Annotated in this window: 17 protein-coding genes and 1 pseudogene; 10 read left to right on the plus strand and 8 right to left on the minus strand. The window is 62.6% G+C overall.

The features are described 5' to 3' along the window. Window positions 1-7: 7 nt before the first annotated feature. The 8 genes from ccmI to Mame_RS25250 form a co-directional block, all read right to left on the minus strand. Window positions 8-1174: a c-type cytochrome biogenesis protein CcmI gene (ccmI, locus tag Mame_RS25215; protein ID WP_018065808.1), complete on the minus strand. Its 1167-nt coding sequence runs from the start codon at window positions 1172-1174 to the stop codon at window positions 8-10. After that, window positions 1174-1650: a cytochrome c-type biogenesis protein gene (locus Mame_RS25220; protein ID WP_018065807.1), complete on the minus strand. Its 477-nt coding sequence runs from the start codon at window positions 1648-1650 to the stop codon at window positions 1174-1176. Before Mame_RS25220 ends, ccmI begins: the two co-directional genes overlap by 1 nt. After that, entirely contained in the window at window positions 1647-2210 is a 564-nt protein-coding gene (locus Mame_RS25225) for a DsbE family thiol:disulfide interchange protein (RefSeq protein ID WP_018065806.1), read from the minus strand. The genes Mame_RS25220 and Mame_RS25225 overlap by 4 nt, the downstream gene beginning before the upstream one ends. Before the next feature lie 4 nt (window positions 2211-2214). Further along, a complete protein-coding gene (locus Mame_RS25230; protein WP_018065805.1) occupies window positions 2215-4215 on the minus strand; it encodes a heme lyase CcmF/NrfE family subunit in 2001 nt (666 codons plus the stop codon). Between the two features lie 128 nt (window positions 4216-4343). After that, window positions 4344-5357, minus strand: a complete 1014-nt coding sequence (locus tag Mame_RS25235) for a YVTN family beta-propeller repeat protein (protein WP_018065804.1) — start codon at window positions 5355-5357, stop codon at window positions 4344-4346. Between the two features lie 223 nt (window positions 5358-5580). After that, window positions 5581-5895, minus strand: a complete 315-nt coding sequence (locus Mame_RS26955; protein ID WP_018065803.1) for an SHOCT domain-containing protein — start codon at window positions 5893-5895, stop codon at window positions 5581-5583. Further along, entirely contained in the window at window positions 5892-7301 is a 1410-nt protein-coding gene (locus Mame_RS25245; protein WP_018065802.1) for an ATP-binding protein, read from the minus strand. Before Mame_RS25245 ends, Mame_RS26955 begins: the two co-directional genes overlap by 4 nt. After that, entirely contained in the window at window positions 7301-8023 is a 723-nt protein-coding gene (locus Mame_RS25250) for a response regulator (RefSeq protein ID WP_018065801.1), read from the minus strand. Before Mame_RS25250 ends, Mame_RS25245 begins: the two co-directional genes overlap by 1 nt. A 170-nt stretch (window positions 8024-8193) precedes the next feature. Here Mame_RS25250 and Mame_RS25255 point away from each other — a divergent pair, with 170 nt between their 5' ends. From Mame_RS25255 to Mame_RS25300, 10 genes and pseudogenes are all read left to right on the plus strand, one after another. Next, window positions 8194-8781 carry an EF-hand domain-containing protein gene (locus tag Mame_RS25255; protein ID WP_018065800.1) on the plus strand — a complete coding sequence of 196 codons (588 nt, stop codon included), beginning with the start codon at window positions 8194-8196 and terminating at the stop codon, window positions 8779-8781. Window positions 8782-8992: 211 nt separating this feature from the next. Then, window positions 8993-9379 carry a DUF302 domain-containing protein gene (locus Mame_RS25260; protein ID WP_018065798.1) on the plus strand — a complete coding sequence of 129 codons (387 nt, stop codon included), beginning with the start codon at window positions 8993-8995 and terminating at the stop codon, window positions 9377-9379. Between the two features lie 87 nt (window positions 9380-9466). Next, complete coding sequence (locus Mame_RS25265) at window positions 9467-9907, plus strand: DUF6010 family protein (RefSeq protein WP_018065797.1); 441 nt, start codon at window positions 9467-9469, stop codon at window positions 9905-9907. A gap of 20 nt (window positions 9908-9927) precedes the next feature. After that, on the plus strand, window positions 9928-10599 hold the full coding sequence (locus Mame_RS25270; protein ID WP_051085130.1) for a TVP38/TMEM64 family protein: 672 nt from the start codon (window positions 9928-9930) through the stop codon (window positions 10597-10599). 105 nt (window positions 10600-10704) lie between these two features. Continuing rightward, window positions 10705-11628, plus strand: a complete 924-nt coding sequence (lgt, locus tag Mame_RS25275) for a prolipoprotein diacylglyceryl transferase (RefSeq protein WP_018065795.1) — start codon at window positions 10705-10707, stop codon at window positions 11626-11628. Between the two features lie 146 nt (window positions 11629-11774). Further along, window positions 11775-12428, plus strand: coding sequence for a methyltransferase family protein (locus Mame_RS25280; RefSeq protein ID WP_018065794.1), 654 nt, complete (start codon window positions 11775-11777; stop codon window positions 12426-12428). 7 nt (window positions 12429-12435) lie between these two features. Then, window positions 12436-13230 (plus strand): annotated as a pseudogene (locus Mame_RS25285) (MBL fold metallo-hydrolase RNA specificity domain-containing protein); the annotation flags it as partial. Further along, a complete protein-coding gene (locus Mame_RS25290) occupies window positions 13227-14735 on the plus strand; it encodes a thymidine phosphorylase family protein (protein WP_018065792.1) in 1509 nt (502 codons plus the stop codon). The pseudogene Mame_RS25285 and the gene Mame_RS25290, both read left to right, overlap by 4 nt. Further along, window positions 14732-15679 carry a ribose-phosphate diphosphokinase gene (locus Mame_RS25295; protein WP_018065791.1) on the plus strand — a complete coding sequence of 316 codons (948 nt, stop codon included), beginning with the start codon at window positions 14732-14734 and terminating at the stop codon, window positions 15677-15679. Before Mame_RS25290 ends, Mame_RS25295 begins: the two co-directional genes overlap by 4 nt. Next, window positions 15676-18030, plus strand: a complete 2355-nt coding sequence (locus Mame_RS25300; RefSeq protein WP_026173642.1) for a copper-transporting P-type ATPase — start codon at window positions 15676-15678, stop codon at window positions 18028-18030. Before Mame_RS25295 ends, Mame_RS25300 begins: the two co-directional genes overlap by 4 nt. Window positions 18031-18167: the final 137 nt, after the last annotated feature.

Raw genomic sequence — 18167 nt, forward strand, 5'->3', positions numbered from 1 at the left:
TTCGGCCTCAGCCGGGCAGCTCTGACATCGCCTGCCGGATTTCCTGCGCACGCGGGTCGTCGGGAGGCAGGGTCTCGGCGAGCCTGTTGGCGGTCAGATATGCCTCCCGCGCCTTCGCCGCCTCACCGAGGACGCGATAGGCGTTGCCCAGTCGCATCCAGCCATCCAGGTCATCAGGGTCGTCCCGCAGCCGCTCGGCCAGCCGCTCAACCATCGAGCGAATAAAGGCGGCCCTGTCGTCCTCGCTCATGTCCGCTGCGGCGGCGACATCGCCCGCGGTGGGGCCCGGCGTATCGCCGCCAGCCGTGGGCGCGAATGCCGCGAGGCTGACCGGCTCGCGGCCGAGCGTCTCGCCGATGCTGTTGGCCTGCGCGACGAACGCCTCCATCCAGGGCGCGGGGCCATTGGCCGCGTCCAGCCGGGCAATCAGCAGATCGTGGGCCTCCGCGCCGTCGCCCGCCTGATCGAGCGCGATGGCCTCGTAGTACGTGGCCGCCGGATTGGACGGATCCATGTCGCGTGCCCGTCCGATGGCCGCGCGGGCCGCGGGCGTCACGATCCCGTCATCCGCGGCGATCAGCGCCTCGGCGTATTGCGACAGGATGGCCGAACTGGCATCCGGGCGCTCGGTCACGTTCTCCATGGCGGATACCGCATCCCTGTAGCGGCCCATGCGCATGTAGGTTTGGCCAAGCAACATCCACCCCTCGGTCGGGCCACCGCCCGGATCGCTTTGCAGGCGCTCCAGCAAACGTACCGTCAACCCGGCGATTTCAACCTGCTGGTTTCGCTCCGCCTCACGCTCGGCGAACGCGATGCTCGGCATGTCGGGCGATCCCAGTTGCAGGTAGAGCGCTGCCGCGGCCACAGGCACCGTCAAGGCGGTCGCCCAGACGACGACGCCGGCGGAGCGACCCGACATGGCCGGCCGCGCGCGTTGGCCTTTCCGTTCCAGCGACAGGATACGCCGCTTGATCTCGATCCGGGCGGCGCGGGCTTCCTCCGGCGAGATCAGGCCGCGTTCCGCATCGGCGTCCACCTCCCGCAGCTGATCGGAGAGGATGGAAATGGAGCCGTCGGTTCGGTCGGAAACCTTCGATCCGAAGGACCGCAGTGGAAGCAGCAGGAAACCTGCGGCAAGCAGCGCCAGAAACGCAAAGACAATCCAGAGCATCACGGCTCATTCCTTTCGCGCTGCGCCAACAGTTCGGAAACCCGGCGCTCTTCTTCGGCGCTCAGGCCTGCCTTCGCCTTGCGCCGACCGGACCTGGCAAGGACCGCGACCACACCGCCGGCCCCCAGCAAAAAGAGTGCGAGCGGCGTCAACCAAAGAGCATAGGTTTCCGGTTTGAATGGCGGTTTCAACAGGACATAATCGCCATAGCGCGCCTGAATGTAATCCAGCACCTGCTGATCGGTGTCTCCGGCAACCAGCCTTTCACGGACCAGCAGCCGCAGATCGCGCGCAACGCCCGCGTTCGAGCTGTCGATGTCCTGGTTCTGGCAGACCACACAGCGCAAGTCTTTGGAGATCTCTCTCGCACGGGTCTCAAGGATCGGATCAGCCAGCATTTCGTCGGGTTCGACGGCATGGGAGGCAAGCGGCAAGGCGATCACGATCAGGATCGTCAGCACGACAATTCGGATCATGTTCCCGCTCCTGTTGCAGCACGTGCCTGCGCGAGCGCGGTTGCGAACTTCTCTTCCGCCTCTGCGCCGACGACCGGGCCGACATAGCGGAAAAGAACCGTGCCGTTGCCCGAGACGATGAAGGTTTCCGGCACGCCTGAAATGCCCCACTCGATCCCGGCGCGGCCGTTCAGATCGGATCCGATCCGCTCATAGGGGTTGCCCAGGTTCTCCAGCCAGGCGCGCGCGTCCTCGGGCTTGTCCTTGTAGTTGATGCCCATGAGTCGCACGCCGCCCTGTTCGACCATTCGGGTCAGGACCGCATGTTCGGCCCGGCAGGGGACGCACCAGGAGGCGAAGACATTGACCACGACCGGCGCAGGATTGTCCGTCAGGTCCGCCCGTGACAGGCCGGGCACACCCACGTGATCCACCGGCGCCAGATCGAATTCCGGTGCCGGCTGAGAGATCAGCACCGACGGGATCGCGTTCGGGTCGCGGCTTGGATTGAGGCCCCAGAGAAAGAAACCGCCGACAATCAGCGCAATCAGGATCGGCAGGGCGGCGAGGGCTCGGGTCATGGACTTACTCCGCCGGCGTTGCTTGTGGTTTCGGAATAGTAGCGCGGCGCGGCGCACCGACCCGCAGGCGCCGATCCGAAAGCGACAGACCGCCGCCCAGCACCAGAAGCGCCGCCCCGATCCAGATGAAATTGACCAGCGGCTCGTAGAGGATTCGCAAGGTCCAGGCCCCAGATTGCGCCGCGCCCTCCGCGGCCGGCTCGGCCAGCGAGGCGTAGAGGTCGCCCGCCAGCGTCGAGCGGATGGCAGATTCGGTGGTCGTGCTCTGGGCGACCGGATAGAAACGGCGCTCGGGGTAGAGTGTCGTGACGGGTGCACCATCGCGCGTGACCACCAGCGTGCCGCGGTCGGCGACATAGTTCGGACCCTGCACCCTTTGGACACCGTCGAAGCGCACGTCGAAACCTGCGATCTCGGTCACGGCGCCGGATTGGACGAAAACAATTTTCTCGGATTTCCAGGCGCTCGACCCGACGAAGCCGAAGACCGCCACGGCAAGTCCCGCGTGTGCCAGCGTCATGCCGTGGGCCGCGCGGGGCAGGTTGCGCGCCCTCCGAACAGCCTGCGCGAACGGCACATCGAAGAGTCTGATCCGGGCCGCCCATTCCCGCAATGTCGCCAGAAGGAGCCAGGTGGCTATCGCGATTGGAAGATAGGCCAGGGCGGGCCCGCCCTCGGTCAGGTACCAGACCGCAAGTGCGGCCAGCCCTGACAGCAGCGCGACAAAGCGCAGGCGCTGGAATACCCCCTTCAGGTCGGCGCGTTTCCACGACAGGAGCGGCCCGACGGCCATGATCGCCAGCAACGGCAGCATGATCGGTATGAAGGACGCGTTGAAGAACGGTGGTCCGACCGAAATCTTCTGATCGGCCAGGGCTTCGGTGAACAGCGGATAGAGCGTGCCGACCAGCACGGTTCCGGTGGCCACGACCAGCAGCAGGTTGTTGATCAAGAGGCCACCCTCGCGACTGATCGGCGCGAAGAGGCCGCCGCCTTCCATCGACGGGGCGCGCCAGGCATAGAGCGCGAGCGAGCCGCCGATGGAGAGGCCCAGCAGGCCGAGAATGTAGAGGCCTCGTTCGGGATCGACGGCGAAGGCGTGGACGGATGTCAGAAGGCCCGACCGGACGATGAACGTGCCCAGCAGAGACAGCGAGAATGTCAGGATGGCCAGCAGGATCGTCCAGCTTTTGAAGGCATCGCGCTTTTCGGTGACGATGGCCGAATGCAACAGCGCCGTGCCCAGAAGCCAGGGCATGAAGCTGACATTCTCCACCGGATCCCAGAACCACCAACCGCCCCAGCCCAGTTCGTAGTAGGCCCACCATGATCCGAGCGCGATGCCCGCCGTCAGGCTCATCCAAGCCGCCAGCGTCCACGGCCTGACCCAGCGGGCCCAGGCCGCGTCGACACGGCCCTCGATCAGTGCGGCAACCGCGAAGGAGAAGACGATCGAGAACCCGACATACCCGAAATAGAGAAGCGGCGGATGCATCGCCAGCCCCACATCCTGCAGCAGCGGATTGAGGTCGTTGCCATCCAGCGGCGGCGGGAACACACGTTCGAACGGGTTGGAGGTCAGCAGCAGGAAGGATAGGAATCCCGTGCTGATCCAGGCTTGCACGGACAGGGTCCGCGCCTTCAGCGCATCGGGAATGTTCGTCCCGAGCAGGGCGACACCTGCGCCGAAAGCCGCGAGGATCAGCACCCAGAGCAGCAGAGACCCCTCATGGCTTCCCCAGGTCCCTGCGATCTTGTAGAGCATCGGCTTGAGCGAATGCGAGTTCTCGACGACATTCGCCACCGTGAAATCGCTGACCATGAAGGAGCGCATGAGGGCGGCGAACGCGATACCGATGAAAACCAGCTGAGCGAGCGCCGATGTCCGCGCACTCCGCATCCAGACCAGATCGCCGCGCGAGGCGCCGAGGATCGGTAGAACGCTTTGCACCAGGGCAATGATCAGCGCCAGTGCCAGCGCGAATTGTCCGATTTCAGGTGTCATGTCGATTCCTCGTCAATCTCTCGTTTTGGCGGTGCATGCCGCCTTCCCGGACTGGAACGTCAAGTCCGGTATCGGCACCCGGTCTCACATTGCCGTTAGTTGGATCATTGCCGTTTACCCGGTCCGGCCTACGGCATTACGGCGAACTGATGGGCGGTACTGTTCGTGGCAATCGTCTGGCGAAGCTCCAGCGTCTCGGGATCGAGAATCCACAGTTCCGGCTTGCCGGCACTGCTCACCAGCAAGGCATCCTCAACGCGCGCCATGTGGTAAGGTTCAGGTCCGACGTTGACTTCCAGGCGTTCACCGGTCGACCGGTCGACACGCACAACGAGATTGCGTTCACGCGCGCTCGACCAGATCGCGTCCGGGTCAACCGCTACGCCATGCAATTCTCCGCCGATGTCGAACCTGTCGAGGATCTCGCCGCTGTCGGCATCGACGATGGAAACGGTTCCGTTGTCGGATTCGCTGACGATCAGTTGACGGGTATCGGCATCGAGCTGGATGTGCTTGGGTGGCCCCTGCAGCTTGAAATTTCGCGTCACGATCCCGTCCTCCGGATCAAGCACACTGATCGTTGCGTTGCCGGCGTTGGAGACAAGGAAGTTTCCGGTCTTCGGATCGGCGACCGCATATTCCGGAATCGGGCCGGTGGCGACCGTCGCGGTGACCTGGCCACTCTCAAGGTCAATTACCGAAACAGCATCGAGCCCGGGGTGGGTCACGGCGGCAAACCGTTCATCCGACGAAATCCCGACATGGTGAACGATGCCCGGCACCTCGATTCGGCGCCGAATTTCGCGACTGTCAGCGTCAACCAGCGTTACCAGACTTACCGCGTCCGGCTTGGCCGTGTTTCCACCCCCGTGATGGGCCGCGTGCTCCTCTTCCGAGACGGCGGCCGGCTTGGCCACATCGCCGGGTGTGGATTCCGACAGGCTGCCGGCCACCAGTATGCCCCGTTCGGGCGCACCGGCGAGACCGTGGACGTTATCGAGCCCTTCGATGCGACCCATCTCATTGAAGGATCGATCCAGATGAAGCACTGTTCCGAGCTCGCCTTCGGGGATGTAGACGTCGGCAATCGCGGCGCTGCCGGTCATCAAGACCGCACTGAGTGTCAGGGTCGTGATGCGCATGATGTATTTCCTTTCATGGGTGTAATTGCGTCTATCGAGAACGTACGGACGGGATTGCGACTATCAAGACAGCCTCGCGGCCTTTCATGTAAGCGTTTGTCGCAATGCCGGAGCCTGTTACAGTGAGAGACAATTTTTTCGTGTAAAGACGGGCAAACACCGACGTGCCGGGCTGACGAGGACTCCGACCGGCACTTTCAGTACCGGTCCGGTTCCGTACACATCATCGTTTTCGGGCCTCCAGTTTGGCCAGCCGCCGCTCGAATTCATCCTCGTCGATTTCGCCGCGGGCATAGCGTTCACGAAGGACATCCATCGCAGTCTGACCATTCCCGGTGTCGGAGCGGTTGGAAAAGCCGCGAACCGCAAGAAAAATCAGACCGATGATAAGTGCCCAGAAAATCACCATCATCAGGCCTCCAAAGATACCGTGCCCACCCCACATCATGTGGCCGGAGCCATCGTAGATATCGGCCATGCCCGGCGTTGCGACGAAGAGGAGCGATCCTGCAGAGATGACTGAGCCGTTGAGTTTCATGTCGTTGTCCTTTCCTGTTTCAGGGGTTCCGGTCCCAGCGGCAGCGTCACGGTCGCCACGAGGCCGCCTTCTGCCCGGTTGGTGAGGCCAATGTCCCCGCCATGCGCCCGGACGATCGTCCGGGCGATGGACAGTCCAAGTCCGGTGCCGCCGGTCTCTCTCGAGCGGGATTTCTCAAGCCTGAAATAGGGCTCGAAGACCTGTTCAAGCTCGCCGTCCGGTATACCGGGGCCATTGTCAGCGACGCGGATAATGGCGTGATCGTCCTCGCGTCCATAGCTGACATCAACCATTCCGCCATAGCGTTCGGCATTGTCGATGAGGTTGCGAAGCGCGCGCCGGACTGATTGCGACCGCAAGCGCAGGTGAATGGTTTCGCCCTCCTTCAGAGAAAAACCGTTCAGCATATCGGCGCGGAGTTGACCCAGAAACGCGCCCATTTCGACGGTCTCGTAGTCTTCCGAGCTTGTGATCCCGCGCGCGAAGGAAAGCGTCGAGTCCACCATCTCCTGCATCTCCTCGATTGAGGTTATGAGGCTGTCGCGTGTTTCCCGCTCGTCGACCATCTCCGAGCGAACGCGGAGTGCCGTGAGAGGCGAGCGCAGGTCATGTCCAAGGGCCGCGAGAAGCCGGGTCCGGTCCGCGAGGAAGCGGGTCAGCCGGGCCTGCATCCGGTTGAATGTCCGGGTCAGGTCGCGCACCTCGGCGGGTCCGATCAAGGGCAGTGGTCTGACATTTTCGCCGCGCCCGAGACTGTCGGCGGCACGGGACACGCGCAAGAGCGGGCCAGTCAGACGGGTCAGAAGAAACCAGCAGGCGGCAACAAGAATAATGGCAGCCGTGAGCCCGAAGCTCAGGAAAGAGGCCCAGGGCCATTGCAGGGGCGGGCGCTCGAACCGCGTGCCGACATTGAGCCACTGTCCGCCCGTCAGGGCGATGGACAGCTGCATCTCGATGGCCGACAGATCGCCCCGCATCATCGCCAGATGCATTTCCGCCATCTCGGGCGCCATATGCGGCATCGGAAGGATGCCGTGATCGACCTCGTGCACCTCCACGCGAATTTCACGGTTGTCCTTGGCTCCGAGAAGACCACGCACTCTTGCCTCGATAGCACCGCTGTCCGCGTGGCTGTCGTGATCGACGGTCGGTGTATCAGACAGGTCAAAGCGCACCAGCGGTGAATTCGCCGCGCGCAGAATGGCCGGTTCCAGCGTTGCCGGCGCTTCCTCGATCAACCGCGCGACGTTCGCGGCCCGCCCCGCTGCCTCGAAGCCGAGCGCGGCCCGCACGGCCAGGCCGCGCTCGTCAACGAACAACCAGAGGCTGACCGCTTGGGCGGCGGCGAGTGCCGCGATGATTAACAGGACCAGTTGGCCGCGCAGACTGTCAAAGAAGCGCCACATCAATCCAACTCCGTCACATCGGCGGCAAGGCAATATCCGCCACCGCGCACGGTCGTGATCAGCCGGGGCCTGGATGGATCGGCCTCGATCTTTCTGCGAAGGCGGCTGATCTGATTGTCGATCGTCCGATCGAGCGGGGAGGCCGCGCGCCCTGCAGTGAGATCGAGAAGCTGATCACGGTTGAGGACGAGGCGGGGCCGTTCGAGCAAGACAACCAGAAGCTTGAGTTCCGAACCGGTGAGATCGATTTGCGCACCGTTTTCATCGGTCAACAACCGGCTGTCGGTATCGAGAGTCCATTGTGCGAATGCGATGCGTCTTCCCGAGAGTTTTCCGGCATAGGTCTCGGGCAGGGATGAACGCCGCAGGATGGCCTTGATCCGCGCAAGCAGCTCTCGCGGATTGAATGGTTTGGCCAGATAGTCGTCCGCGCCGATTTCGAGCCCGACGATGCGATCCGTCTCTTCGCCAAGCGCCGTCAGCATCAGGATCGGTACGCCACCCGTGGATGACAGACGGCGGCAGACCGACAGCCCGTCCTCGCCGGGCATCATGACATCCAGAACGATCAGATCGTACTGACCCATCGCGAGCTTGGCGTCCATCTCGACCGCATCCCGCGCCGAGGTCGCACGCAGGCCGTTCTTCTCCAGATAGCGCGAAACCGAGTCTCGGATTTCGCGATGATCGTCGACGACGAGGATATGAGGCTGATCGTTCATGTTCTTCCTTCTAACGGTTGCCGCATTGGTTTCCCGAAGAGATTTGTCACGAAATGTAACAGGGGCGGCGCTTGTGACACGGCGATACAATACCGTTGTTTCCTCGCATTTCATCACGGCCTAACGCTGCCATATGAAATCTATCGAAACCGAAACATGAGGAGATAACGATGACCCGCAAAACCCTGCTCGCAGCGACCGTTTTGGCCGCAACTGCAATCGGAGGAGCCGCGATCGCGGATTCCAATCACGGACATGGGGGCCAGTCCGGCCCGAAGGATCGCGCTGGCATGATGCAGGGCGGTTCCGGAATGATGGGCAACATGGGCGGCATGTCCGATATGATGGGCATGATGAAGCGCATGCACGGCCAGATGATGGGCGGCGGCATGATGGGCGGAATGGGTCCGATGGGCGGCGGAATGATGCAGATGTTCGACGCTGACGGCGACGGCACGGTGACGCCCGAGGAAATGCGCGCCGGACTGCAGGCCAAGCTGACCGAATACGACAGCGACGGTGACGGCACCCTGTCTATCGAGGAATTCGAGGCGCTGCACAGCGCGATGATCCGCGAGATGATGGTGGATCGCTTCCAGCATCTGGATGCCGATGGCGACGGCGCCATCACAGCCGAAGAAATGGCGGCGCCGGCCGACAAGATGGAGCGCATGCAGAAGATGCGCGACGCAATGGGGCAGATGCAGCCCGGCGAGAGCCCCGGCATGGGCGACGGCGACATGATGAACAACGATTGAGCGCTTTCGGGCGTCGGCCTATGGGCCGACGCTCGTATCCGGCACCGAGGCACGGTTTGCGAAACGGTGCTGACCTTCCCCTGCTTTGACGGAGGCAGACCTCATGAGCCTTGAAATGATGACCGTTTTGCTGGTTCTCGCGACAACTGCGATCATGCGGGGACGGCTCAAACCGATCAGGCAGTCGTTCGAATAACCGAAGGAGATTGAAATGAATTATACCTATGACCGCTCACTCATAGGCGTCAGCATCGACGACGCGGAAATGCGCGTTCGCGCCGCCCTAGCTGATCGGGGTTTCGGTGTTCTTACCGAAATCGACGTCAAGATGACGATGAAGCAGAAGATCGACGTCGATATGGACGGCTATCGCATCCTTGGCGCCTGCAATCCGCAAATGGCCCACAAGGCGATCGGGATCGAACCGCGCGTGGGCGCGATGTTGCCATGCAACGTTATCCTGCGCGAAACGGACGGCGGCACCGAGATCAGCGCCATCGATCCGGTGGCGTCAATGCAGGCAATCGACAACGATCAGCTCCATGAAGTCGCGTGCGAGGTGCGCGACATGCTGCGCGAGGCCGTCGATGCTGCATGATCGCCATATCGTTGACCTTCCGGTCACTGGAGGGCGTATGCATCGGGGAATCGGGTTCGAACCCCAGTAACCGGGAGACAAGGCGGTATGGTGGCTGACAGCATCCAGGATACAGAAGAATCCCCAACCTTCGGCGAGGGCTTCTGGGGGCCTGGCGCTGTGGGTGCCGTCTTGTTTCTGATCGCCGCTCCGGTGCATCTACTGGTGCCCCATCAGATATCGGTGGCGATCGCCGCGGTAACGTTGGCGCTGATCGGCGGAGCCTACATCGGATTTGGTGCGACCGCCAATTCGCTGAAACGCTTTTTGGCGGAACTGGCGGTCGCAGCCCTGTTCGCGGCGACCGCGCTGGCCGGATTGCTCTGGGCTCCATTGGCCTTGCCTGTCGGGTTCGCCGCACATGCCGCGTGGGATCTTCTGCATCACAACAGGGTGTTCGGCGCGCCGGTCCCGCGATGGTACATTCCGTTCTGCGTCGTCTTCGAGCTGTTGGCGGCAGCTTTTCTCTTCGTGCTGTATGTGCCGTGAGGCCGGGAATACCACGGTTCGTGTTCGGGCGAACCGCACAATTGGTTGCTGCGGCACTGCTAATCTTCGCCATCGTCGCCCTGGCCTTGGGTCCGCTCGCCGACGTCATCGAGAGCTTCGACGGCGAGAGAATCTCCGGCTGGATCGAGGCTGCCGGCATATGGGGACCGATCCTCATCGTCTCGCTCATGACGATCGCGATCGTCGCGACGCCTATTCCGAGCGCACCGATCGCATTGGCGGCCGGTGCCGCCTACGGGCATACTTTGGGGACCGTTTACATCGTTGCCGGAGCCGAACTCGGCGCACTTGTCGCATTCGGATTGGCGAGGGTCCTCGGGCGCGACGTGCTCGTCGGATGGCTTGGCGACAAGGTGGATGCAGGCTGGCTCGGCTCTCAGAACGCTTTGACTTTCACCGTCTTCGCCAGCCGTCTGATGCCGTTCATCTCATTCGACATTGTCAGCTACGCGGCCGGGTTGAGCCGCCTTCACTTCTGGCGTTTCGCACTCGCCACGCTTGCGGGGATCATCCCGGCCAGCTTTGTGCTCGCCCATTTAGGCAACGAGGCGGTCAGTGGGCCTTCTTCCCGCGCAATCTGGGCCGCGATCGGGCTGGGAGCGTTGACGTTTGCACCTCTTCTGATTGTCGCCGTCAGGGACTGGAAAAAGCACCGGATGACCCATGACTGATCGCCGAAAATCTCGCCTGCCGTTTCGTCGACAGGCTTCCTATCACCTCCGGCGCGCAGCCGCCGTGGCCAATCAACCGCAAACACCAGATCAGGACCTACAGATATGTTGACCGCCGCAATTCCATTTCCCAACATCGGCCCCGATCTTTTCTCTATCGAGATCGGCGGGTTCACGTTGGCGCTGCGCTGGTATGCGCTCGCTTACATCGTCGGTATCCTGATCGGCTGGCGCATCTGCGTCGCTGCCGTTGCGCGCCCTGCGCTGTGGCCCGCTGCCGGGCCGCCACTTGATCGCCGTCAGATCGAAGACCTGCTGACCTGGATCATTATCGGCGTGATCGCTGGTGGCCGACTGGGTTTCGTGCTGTTCTACCAGCCCGAATATTACCTGGCCAATCCGCTGGAAATACTCATGATCTGGCAGGGCGGCATGTCCTTCCACGGCGGGTTCCTCGGCGTCGCCGTTGCTGGCCTGGCATATTGTATTCGTCAGAACGCATCCATGCTGAGCACGACCGATCTTCTGGCCATCGCTACACCACCGGGGCTGTTTCTGGGGCGGATTGCGAATTTCATCAACAACGAACTCTGGGGGCGGCCCACGGACGTGCCTTGGGCCGTGATCTTTCCGGGCGAGGTCGCCCAGACCTGTCCGGGCATCACCTCGATATGTGCCCGCCACCCCTCGCAGCTTTATGAAGGTCTGCTCGAAGGGCTGCTGCTCGGGTTCATCCTTCTTTACCTCGCCTGGCGCCGGGGCTGGCTCAGGATGCCCGGCGCGCTGACAGGTGTTTTCCTGACCGGCTACGGTCTTGCCAGAAGCTTTGTCGAGTTGTTCCGGCAGCCCGACATGCAGTTCGTGACCTCCGACAATCCGATCGGCCATGCCCTGCACTTCGGCGATTGGGGGCTGACGATGGGACAGGTTCTTTCTGCGCCAATGATCCTGGTCGGGCTGGCGCTGATCCTTCGAGCGGTGAACGGATCCGGGGGCGCAACCGGGCAACGATCGAAAAAAACTGCCTGACCTCGGCAGCGATCTGCAACTGGTGATTGGGAAATAGGATGGCCGCAAAGTCACTTATGAATCGATTGGCGGCACCCATGAACTCGATCGTCCGTGGTACCGGGTCGATGCGAAGGTGGCGGAAAACGAAGTTTATGGGTCCAGTAATGAGACAATACGTCGGGCAAATGGGGGCATGGAATCTCACCGTTCTTGCCATCATAATTGCCTCTTGGGTCATATATAGATATTTTGCACCAAGTAACTGGCGGGAGTGGGCCAGTGCCGGGATCGTGCAAGCGTTTATCATTTCACTTTACGCCGAAATGTACGGCTTCCCTCTTACAGTATACCTTGCTGTTCGATTTTTCGGAATGGACAGGGGCGATCTCACGACCAACTTGTGGTCAAGCCTTCTGGGCTTCGACGAGGCCATGGTTCTTGCAATGCTATTAGGCTATGCGCTCGCGCTGGTCGGCATTTGCCTCATAGTGGGAGGTTGGCGCGAACTCTACAGGAATCGAAAGAAAGGTACCCTTGCGACGGGTCGCCTTTATAAATTTGTCCGGCACCCTCAATATTTGGGTCTGTTTATCGTCCTATTTGGAGAGGGAGTGGTGCATTGGCCAACACTACTATCTGTTTCTTTGCTCCCGTTCATCATGTTCTTTTACATAGCATTGGCGAAAAGGGAGGAGGAGACTCTGGAACGATTGTTCGGCAAACAATATGCGCTGTATAAGCAGGATGTTCCTGCGTTTGTTCCGCGTTGGGATCAGCTTCGAGACGCTGTGATGATATGGATTTTGTTCCGAGACTAAACGACAGATGCGACCGCCCCAGCCATTCGGCGGAGCAGATGTTCTGGTCTGCGAGTCCACCTATGGCAACCGGTCCCATTCCGACGTGGACCCAGAAGCCGAACTGGCACCGATCCTCAAACGCACCTTTGCCCGCGGCGGCACGGTGCTGATCCCGTCCTTTGCCGTCGGACGGGTGCAGGGGCTGATGCTGCACATTGCGCGATTGATGGAGCGCGGCGATATTCCCTATGTCCCGGTGTTCCTCAACAGCCCGATGGCGGTGAATGCGACCGAGATCTATCACCGTCATCACGCCGAGCACCACGTCAGCCGCGAAGACTGCATTGCGATGTTCGAGATCGCCAAGAGGGTAAACACGGTCGAGCAATCCAAGGAGCTGAACACGCGCCAGGGCCCGATGATCATCGTCTCCGCCAGCGGAATGCTGACCGGCGGGCGTATCCTGCACCATCTGGCCAGCTTCGGCGGCGATCGGCGGAACGCGATCTTGCTCTCCGGTTTCCAGGCCGGTGGCACGCGCGGCGCGGCGCTGGCCGGAGGCGCGCGGACATTGCGCATGTTCGGACGGGAGTTCCCGATCGAGGCCGAAGTGGTTCAGCTCCAGTCCTTTTCCGGACATGCCGATGCCGATGAGATCCTGCGCTGGATGTCCGCCGGTCCCGCCCCCGAGATGACCTATCTCACCCATGGGGAACCTGTCGCCGCCGATACCCTGCGATTTCGCGTCGAACACGAGCTAGGGCGATCCGTGCGCGTGCCCGAACATCTCGAACCCGTCTACCTGGACAGGCCGCGATGACCGAAACGCTTGCCCTCGTTTCCTCCGGCATCGACACCTACCGGCAGCCGGTCGTCTATATGCAAGAAGACTGTCACATCTGCCGTTCCGAGGGGTTTGCTGCCCAGACACGCATACGGATCGACCTGAAGGACCGCTGGATCATCGCGACCCTGAATGTCGTCGGCCGCGGAGCATGGCTTGCCGTGGACCAGGCGGCATTGTCCGTTTCCGCCTGGGCCGCGCTTGGCGCTGAGATTGGAGACGACGCCGCTTTCTCGCACCCTGAACCGCCCGCTTCCGCGTCTATGATCCGGGCGAAAGCCTATGGCGAAAGACTGGATCAGGCCGGTTTCGCAGGAATCGTCAGCGACACTCTCAACAGTCGGCTTTCGGATCTCGACCTTGCCGCCTTCGTGACCGCCTGCGCCGGCGACAGGCTGAACGAGGCCGAAACCGTGGCGCTGACCCGCGCCATGAAGGAAGCAGGGCAGACGCTCGACTGGGGGCAGCACACTGTCCTCGATAAGCATTGCGTCGGCGGATTGCCGGGCAACCGCACGACACCCATCGTCGTCGCCATCGTCGCGGCGGCGGGGTATCTGTTCCCCAAGACGTCCAGCAGGGCGATCACCTCGCCGGCGGGGACGGCCGACACGATGGAGGTCATGGCGCCCGTCGCGCTTGACGCCGCCGCGCTGCGCCGGGTGGTCGAAGCCGAGGGCGGTTGCCTCGTCTGGGGTGGCGGGCTCGCCCTCAGTCCTGCCGACGATCATTTCATCCGTGTCGAACGCCCCCTCGATTTCGACTCCACCGATCAACTCGTTGCGAGCGTACTGTCGAAAAAGGCGGCCGCCGGTGCCACCCATGTTCTGATCGACATGCCGGTCGGACCAACGGCCAAGGTGCGGTCTGCCGGAGCGGCGGAGGCTCTCGGGATACGGCTGTCTTCGGTGGCCAAGGCCTTGGGTCTGAACCTGGCGCTGCATATCAGCGACGGCATGGCTCCTGTGGGACGCGGCATCGGCCCGGCATTGGAAGCCATGGACGTGCTGGCGGTTCTGCGGCGCGCGCCGGACGCGCCTGTCGATCTGCGCGCACGGGCGCTGGATCTGGCCGGACATCTTCTAGACCTGGCACCGGACGCCGTTGTGGGGCAGGGTCGGGTCCGCGCGCAGTCGTTTCTCGATAGTGGTGCAGCGGAGGCAAAGTTCATGGCAATTTGCGCGGCGCAGGGCGGTTTCCGCGAACCCGGAACCGCAGCGCAGCAGATCGAAATACGCGCCCCCCATGCGGGCCAGTTGACCGCCATCGACAACCGACGCATCGCACGCATCGCCAAGCTGGCCGGTGCCCCGCGTCAGAAGAGCGCAGGCGTCCGCCTTCTGGTGCGGATCGGGGATCATATGGACAAGGGCCAGCCGCTCTATGAACTCCATGCCGAGACACCAGGCGAACTGGCCTATGCCCTGGCCTATGCCGAGTCCCAGACCGGCGTGCTGACGCTGTCCGAGGCAGTGTCATGATCCTTGTCGCGTTTCCCGAGATGAGGCCGCTTGCCGAAGACCTGGCACTCGCGCTTGGGGCGGACCTGCTCGCTCTCGGCTGGCACCACTTCCCCGATGGCGAAAGCCTGATTTCGCTGCCCGGCGATCTGGACGGGGCCGATGTGGCATTTCTGGCGACTTTGCGCGATCCCGATCGCCTTGCCCTGCCCTTGCGCTTCGCCGCGGCGACGGCGCGCGAGATGGGCGCGCGTCGCGTCGGATTGATCGCGCCTTATCTTGGCTACATGCGGCAGGACCATCGCTTCGAGCGCGGGCAGGCGGTAAGCGCACCGCTGTTCGCGCAATTCCTGGGGGAAAGTTTCGACTGGCTGGTGACCGTGGATCCGCATCTGCACCGCATCGCGCGGCTGCAAAATGTCTTCCCGATGCCTGCCATTCGCGCCGTATCCGCCCCGCTGCTTGCGACCTGGATCAGCACGAACCTGCCAGACGCCGTTCTTCTGGGCCCTGACAGCGAAAGCCAACAATGGGTGGCTGAGGTGGCCCGGCTGGCCGGACGGCCCTATGAGGTCTTGCGCAAGGTGAGATCCGGTGACCGCAGTGTCGATGTCAGTGTGCCCGAAAGCGCGGCGCTGCGCGAAGGCACACCGATGATCCTCGACGACATCGCGTCTTCGGGGTCCACGATGGCTCGTGCCGTCGAAAGGTTGCTTGCGGCCGGAACCGCCGCGCCTGTCTGCCTGGCTATCCATGCGGTCTTTGCGCACGGCGCTCAGGACGCCATTCTGTCGGCTGGTGCGGCAAGGATCATCACCACCGACACCATACCCCATCCAACGAATGCGATCGGAATTGCCGGTTTATTGGCCGAAGCGATCCTTTCTGTGGTGACAGCCCTTGACCTTCCAGTTGCCGGAACAATTAGGCTGGACCCGAATCACGCCGAGAGGACAACCGAATGAACGACCAAGTAAGCCATGCTTCACATGAAACCGAATCCAACATTTACGCCTGCCCGATGCACCCTGAGGTACGGCAGAACGGTCCGGGCGATTGCCCGAAATGCGGGATGCATCTTGTGCCCGAGGCGGAGCTCGACAGCCATGCCGGGCATGATCACCACGGTCATGACCATAACGCTGGTGCCGCCCCGGCGGACGGCAGATACGATACCGTCCCGGAGGGCTATGACGGCGCCGTCTACACCTGTCCGATGCACCCGCAGGTTCGCCAGGTCGAGCACGGCTCCTGCCCGATCTGCGGAATGGGGCTGGAGCTTGAGTCCGGGGTCCCGATGGACGACGGCCCGAACCCCGAACTGGTGGATTTCACCCGGCGTTTCTGGGTTGGCACGGTACTGACCATTCCGCTTCTGATCCTCACCATGGGTCCCTATCTCGGCTTCCCGGAAGTGCGAGAGATTCTCGGCGAGCGCGCAACCCTCTGGATCGAGTTGGTTCTCGGAACCCCGGTTGTTCTTTGGTGCGGCTGGCCGTTTCTGGTTCGGGGCTGGAATTCGTTCCGGACGATGAATCTCAACATGTTCTCCCTGATCGGTATGGGGGTAATCGCGGCCTGGCTCTTCAGCGTCGTCGCCGTTCTGGCACCCGGCATATTCCCGGACGGATTTCGCGACGCCGAAGGTCATGTCGGCGTCTATTTCGAGGCGGCGGCGGTGATCGTGACGCTTGTGCTGCTTGGCCAGGTGATGGAATTGCGCGCCCGTGAAGGCACTGGCAAGGCGATCCGCGCGCTTCTCGACATGGCGGCAAAGACCGCGCGGGTCATCCGGGACGACGGATCCGAAGAGGAGATTCCGCTGGAGGATGTGCAGGTCGGCGACCGGCTGCGCGTGCGTCCCGGAGACAAGGTGCCGGTAGATGGCGTGGTTCTGGAAGGCCGGTCCTCAGTCGACGAAAGCATGATCTCCGGAGAACCCGTGCCAGTCGAGAAGACCGAGGGCGACCCGTTGACCGGTGCCACCATCAACGGCACCGGCAGCCTCGTGATGGAGGCGACGCGGGTCGGATCCGACACGATGCTGGCGCAGATCGTCGAGATGGTCTCCAACGCGCAACGGTCGCGCGCACCGATCCAGAAGTATGCCGACAAAGTGGCGGGATATTTCGTTCCGGCCGTGATCGGTATCGCGCTCCTGTCCTTCATCGCATGGGCGATCTGGGGGCCCGCGCCTGCGCTGTCCTACGCATTGATCTCGGCTGTCGCCGTGTTGATCATCGCCTGTCCCTGTGCGCTCGGCCTCGCCACGCCGATGTCGATCATGACGGCGACGGGGCGGGGGGCCCAGGCCGGGGTACTTATCAAGAACGCCGAGGCGCTGGAGCGGTTCGAGAAGGTCGATACCCTGATCGTCGACAAGACCGGCACGTTGACGATGGGCAAGCCGCAGCTTGTCGCCGTCCTGCCGCAACCCGGTCACGACGAGGCCGAGGTCCTGCGTCTCGCCGCATCGCTGGAGCGCGGATCGGAACACCCGCTTGCCGAGGCCATCGTGCGCGGCGCGGAAGAGCGCGATGTGAAGATGGCGAATGCCGACGACTTCGAGGCGGTCACCGGCAAGGGCGTCAAGGGGGTCGTCGACGGCAAAGCGGTCGCGCTCGGCAATCTGGCGATGATCCGGGACCTTGGCCTTGAGGCGGGCGACCTGACCGCCAAGGCAAATGCCCGTCGCGACGAGGGCGAGACAGTAATGTTCGTGGTGCTGGATGGCAAGATCGCCGGTCTTGTCGGGGTCGCTGACCCGGTGAAGGAAACCACACCCGCCGCCATCAAGGATCTGCATGAATTGGGGTTCCGCGTTATCATGGCGACCGGAGACAACGAACGCACGGCCAAGGCCATCGGCGCGCGTCTGGGCATAGACGAGATCCGGGCCGATGTGCTGCCGGAGGACAAGGCACGGATCATCAAGGAATTGCAGCAGCAGGGCCGCAAGGTCGCGATGGCCGGCGATGGCGTCAATGACGCACCGGCCTTGGCACAGGCCGATGTCGGCATTGCCATGGGCACCGGGGCCGATGTGGCCATCGAAAGCGCGGGCATCACACTGGTCAAGGGCAACCTCGACGGTATCGTGCGCGCACGGCGGCTCGCACGGGCCACCATGCGTAATATCCGGCAGAACCTGTTCTTCGCGCTGATCTACAACGCCTCTGGCGTGCCTGTCGCGGCGGGGGTGCTGTTTCCGTTCTTCGGCATCCTCATCAGCCCGATGTTTGCCGCCTTCGCCATGAGCGCCTCGTCGATCTCGGTGGTGCTCAATTCGCTGCGCCTTCGCGGCGCAAAGATCTAGAAAGGAAGCCACAACGTGACCCATCAACCTGATCCATCACATGTTAATCAAAGTCAATCGGAGCATGCCCCCCGCCCGCCCTCATTCTGGCGATCACGCGCCGGCATCTATCTGATCGTTGCGCTGGCAGTTGGCGG

This window comes from Martelella mediterranea DSM 17316 (assembly GCF_002043005.1).
GTDB classification, from domain to species: Bacteria; Pseudomonadota; Alphaproteobacteria; order Rhizobiales; family Rhizobiaceae; genus Martelella; species Martelella mediterranea.

Excerpts from the sequence above, each read along its gene's own strand:
- Mame_RS25300 (WP_026173642.1), top strand. The coding sequence starts at position 15,676 with ATGAACGACCAAGTAAGCCATGCTTCACATGAAACCGAATCCAACATT.
- Mame_RS25255 (WP_018065800.1), top strand. The coding sequence starts at position 8,194 with ATGACCCGCAAAACCCTGCTCGCAGCGACCGTTTTGGCCGCAACTGCA.
- Mame_RS26955 (WP_018065803.1), bottom strand. The coding sequence starts at position 5,895 with ATGAAACTCAACGGCTCAGTCATCTCTGCAGGATCGCTCCTCTTCGTC.
- Mame_RS25265 (WP_018065797.1), top strand. The coding sequence starts at position 9,467 with ATGGTGGCTGACAGCATCCAGGATACAGAAGAATCCCCAACCTTCGGC.
- Mame_RS25230 (WP_018065805.1), bottom strand. The coding sequence starts at position 4,215 with ATGACACCTGAAATCGGACAATTCGCGCTGGCACTGGCGCTGATCATT.
- Mame_RS25280 (WP_018065794.1), top strand. The coding sequence starts at position 11,775 with ATGAGACAATACGTCGGGCAAATGGGGGCATGGAATCTCACCGTTCTT.
- Mame_RS25260 (WP_018065798.1), top strand. The coding sequence starts at position 8,993 with ATGAATTATACCTATGACCGCTCACTCATAGGCGTCAGCATCGACGAC.
- Mame_RS25245 (WP_018065802.1), bottom strand. The coding sequence starts at position 7,301 with ATGTGGCGCTTCTTTGACAGTCTGCGCGGCCAACTGGTCCTGTTAATC.
- Mame_RS25225 (WP_018065806.1), bottom strand. The coding sequence starts at position 2,210 with ATGACCCGAGCCCTCGCCGCCCTGCCGATCCTGATTGCGCTGATTGTC.
- Mame_RS25220 (WP_018065807.1), bottom strand. The coding sequence starts at position 1,650 with ATGATCCGAATTGTCGTGCTGACGATCCTGATCGTGATCGCCTTGCCG.
- Mame_RS25290 (WP_018065792.1), top strand. The coding sequence starts at position 13,227 with ATGACCGAAACGCTTGCCCTCGTTTCCTCCGGCATCGACACCTACCGG.
- ccmI (WP_018065808.1), bottom strand. The coding sequence starts at position 1,174 with ATGCTCTGGATTGTCTTTGCGTTTCTGGCGCTGCTTGCCGCAGGTTTC.
- lgt (WP_018065795.1), top strand. The coding sequence starts at position 10,705 with ATGTTGACCGCCGCAATTCCATTTCCCAACATCGGCCCCGATCTTTTC.
- Mame_RS25250 (WP_018065801.1), bottom strand. The coding sequence starts at position 8,023 with ATGAACGATCAGCCTCATATCCTCGTCGTCGACGATCATCGCGAAATC.
- Mame_RS25235 (WP_018065804.1), bottom strand. The coding sequence starts at position 5,357 with ATGCGCATCACGACCCTGACACTCAGTGCGGTCTTGATGACCGGCAGC.
- Mame_RS25295 (WP_018065791.1), top strand. The coding sequence starts at position 14,732 with ATGATCCTTGTCGCGTTTCCCGAGATGAGGCCGCTTGCCGAAGACCTG.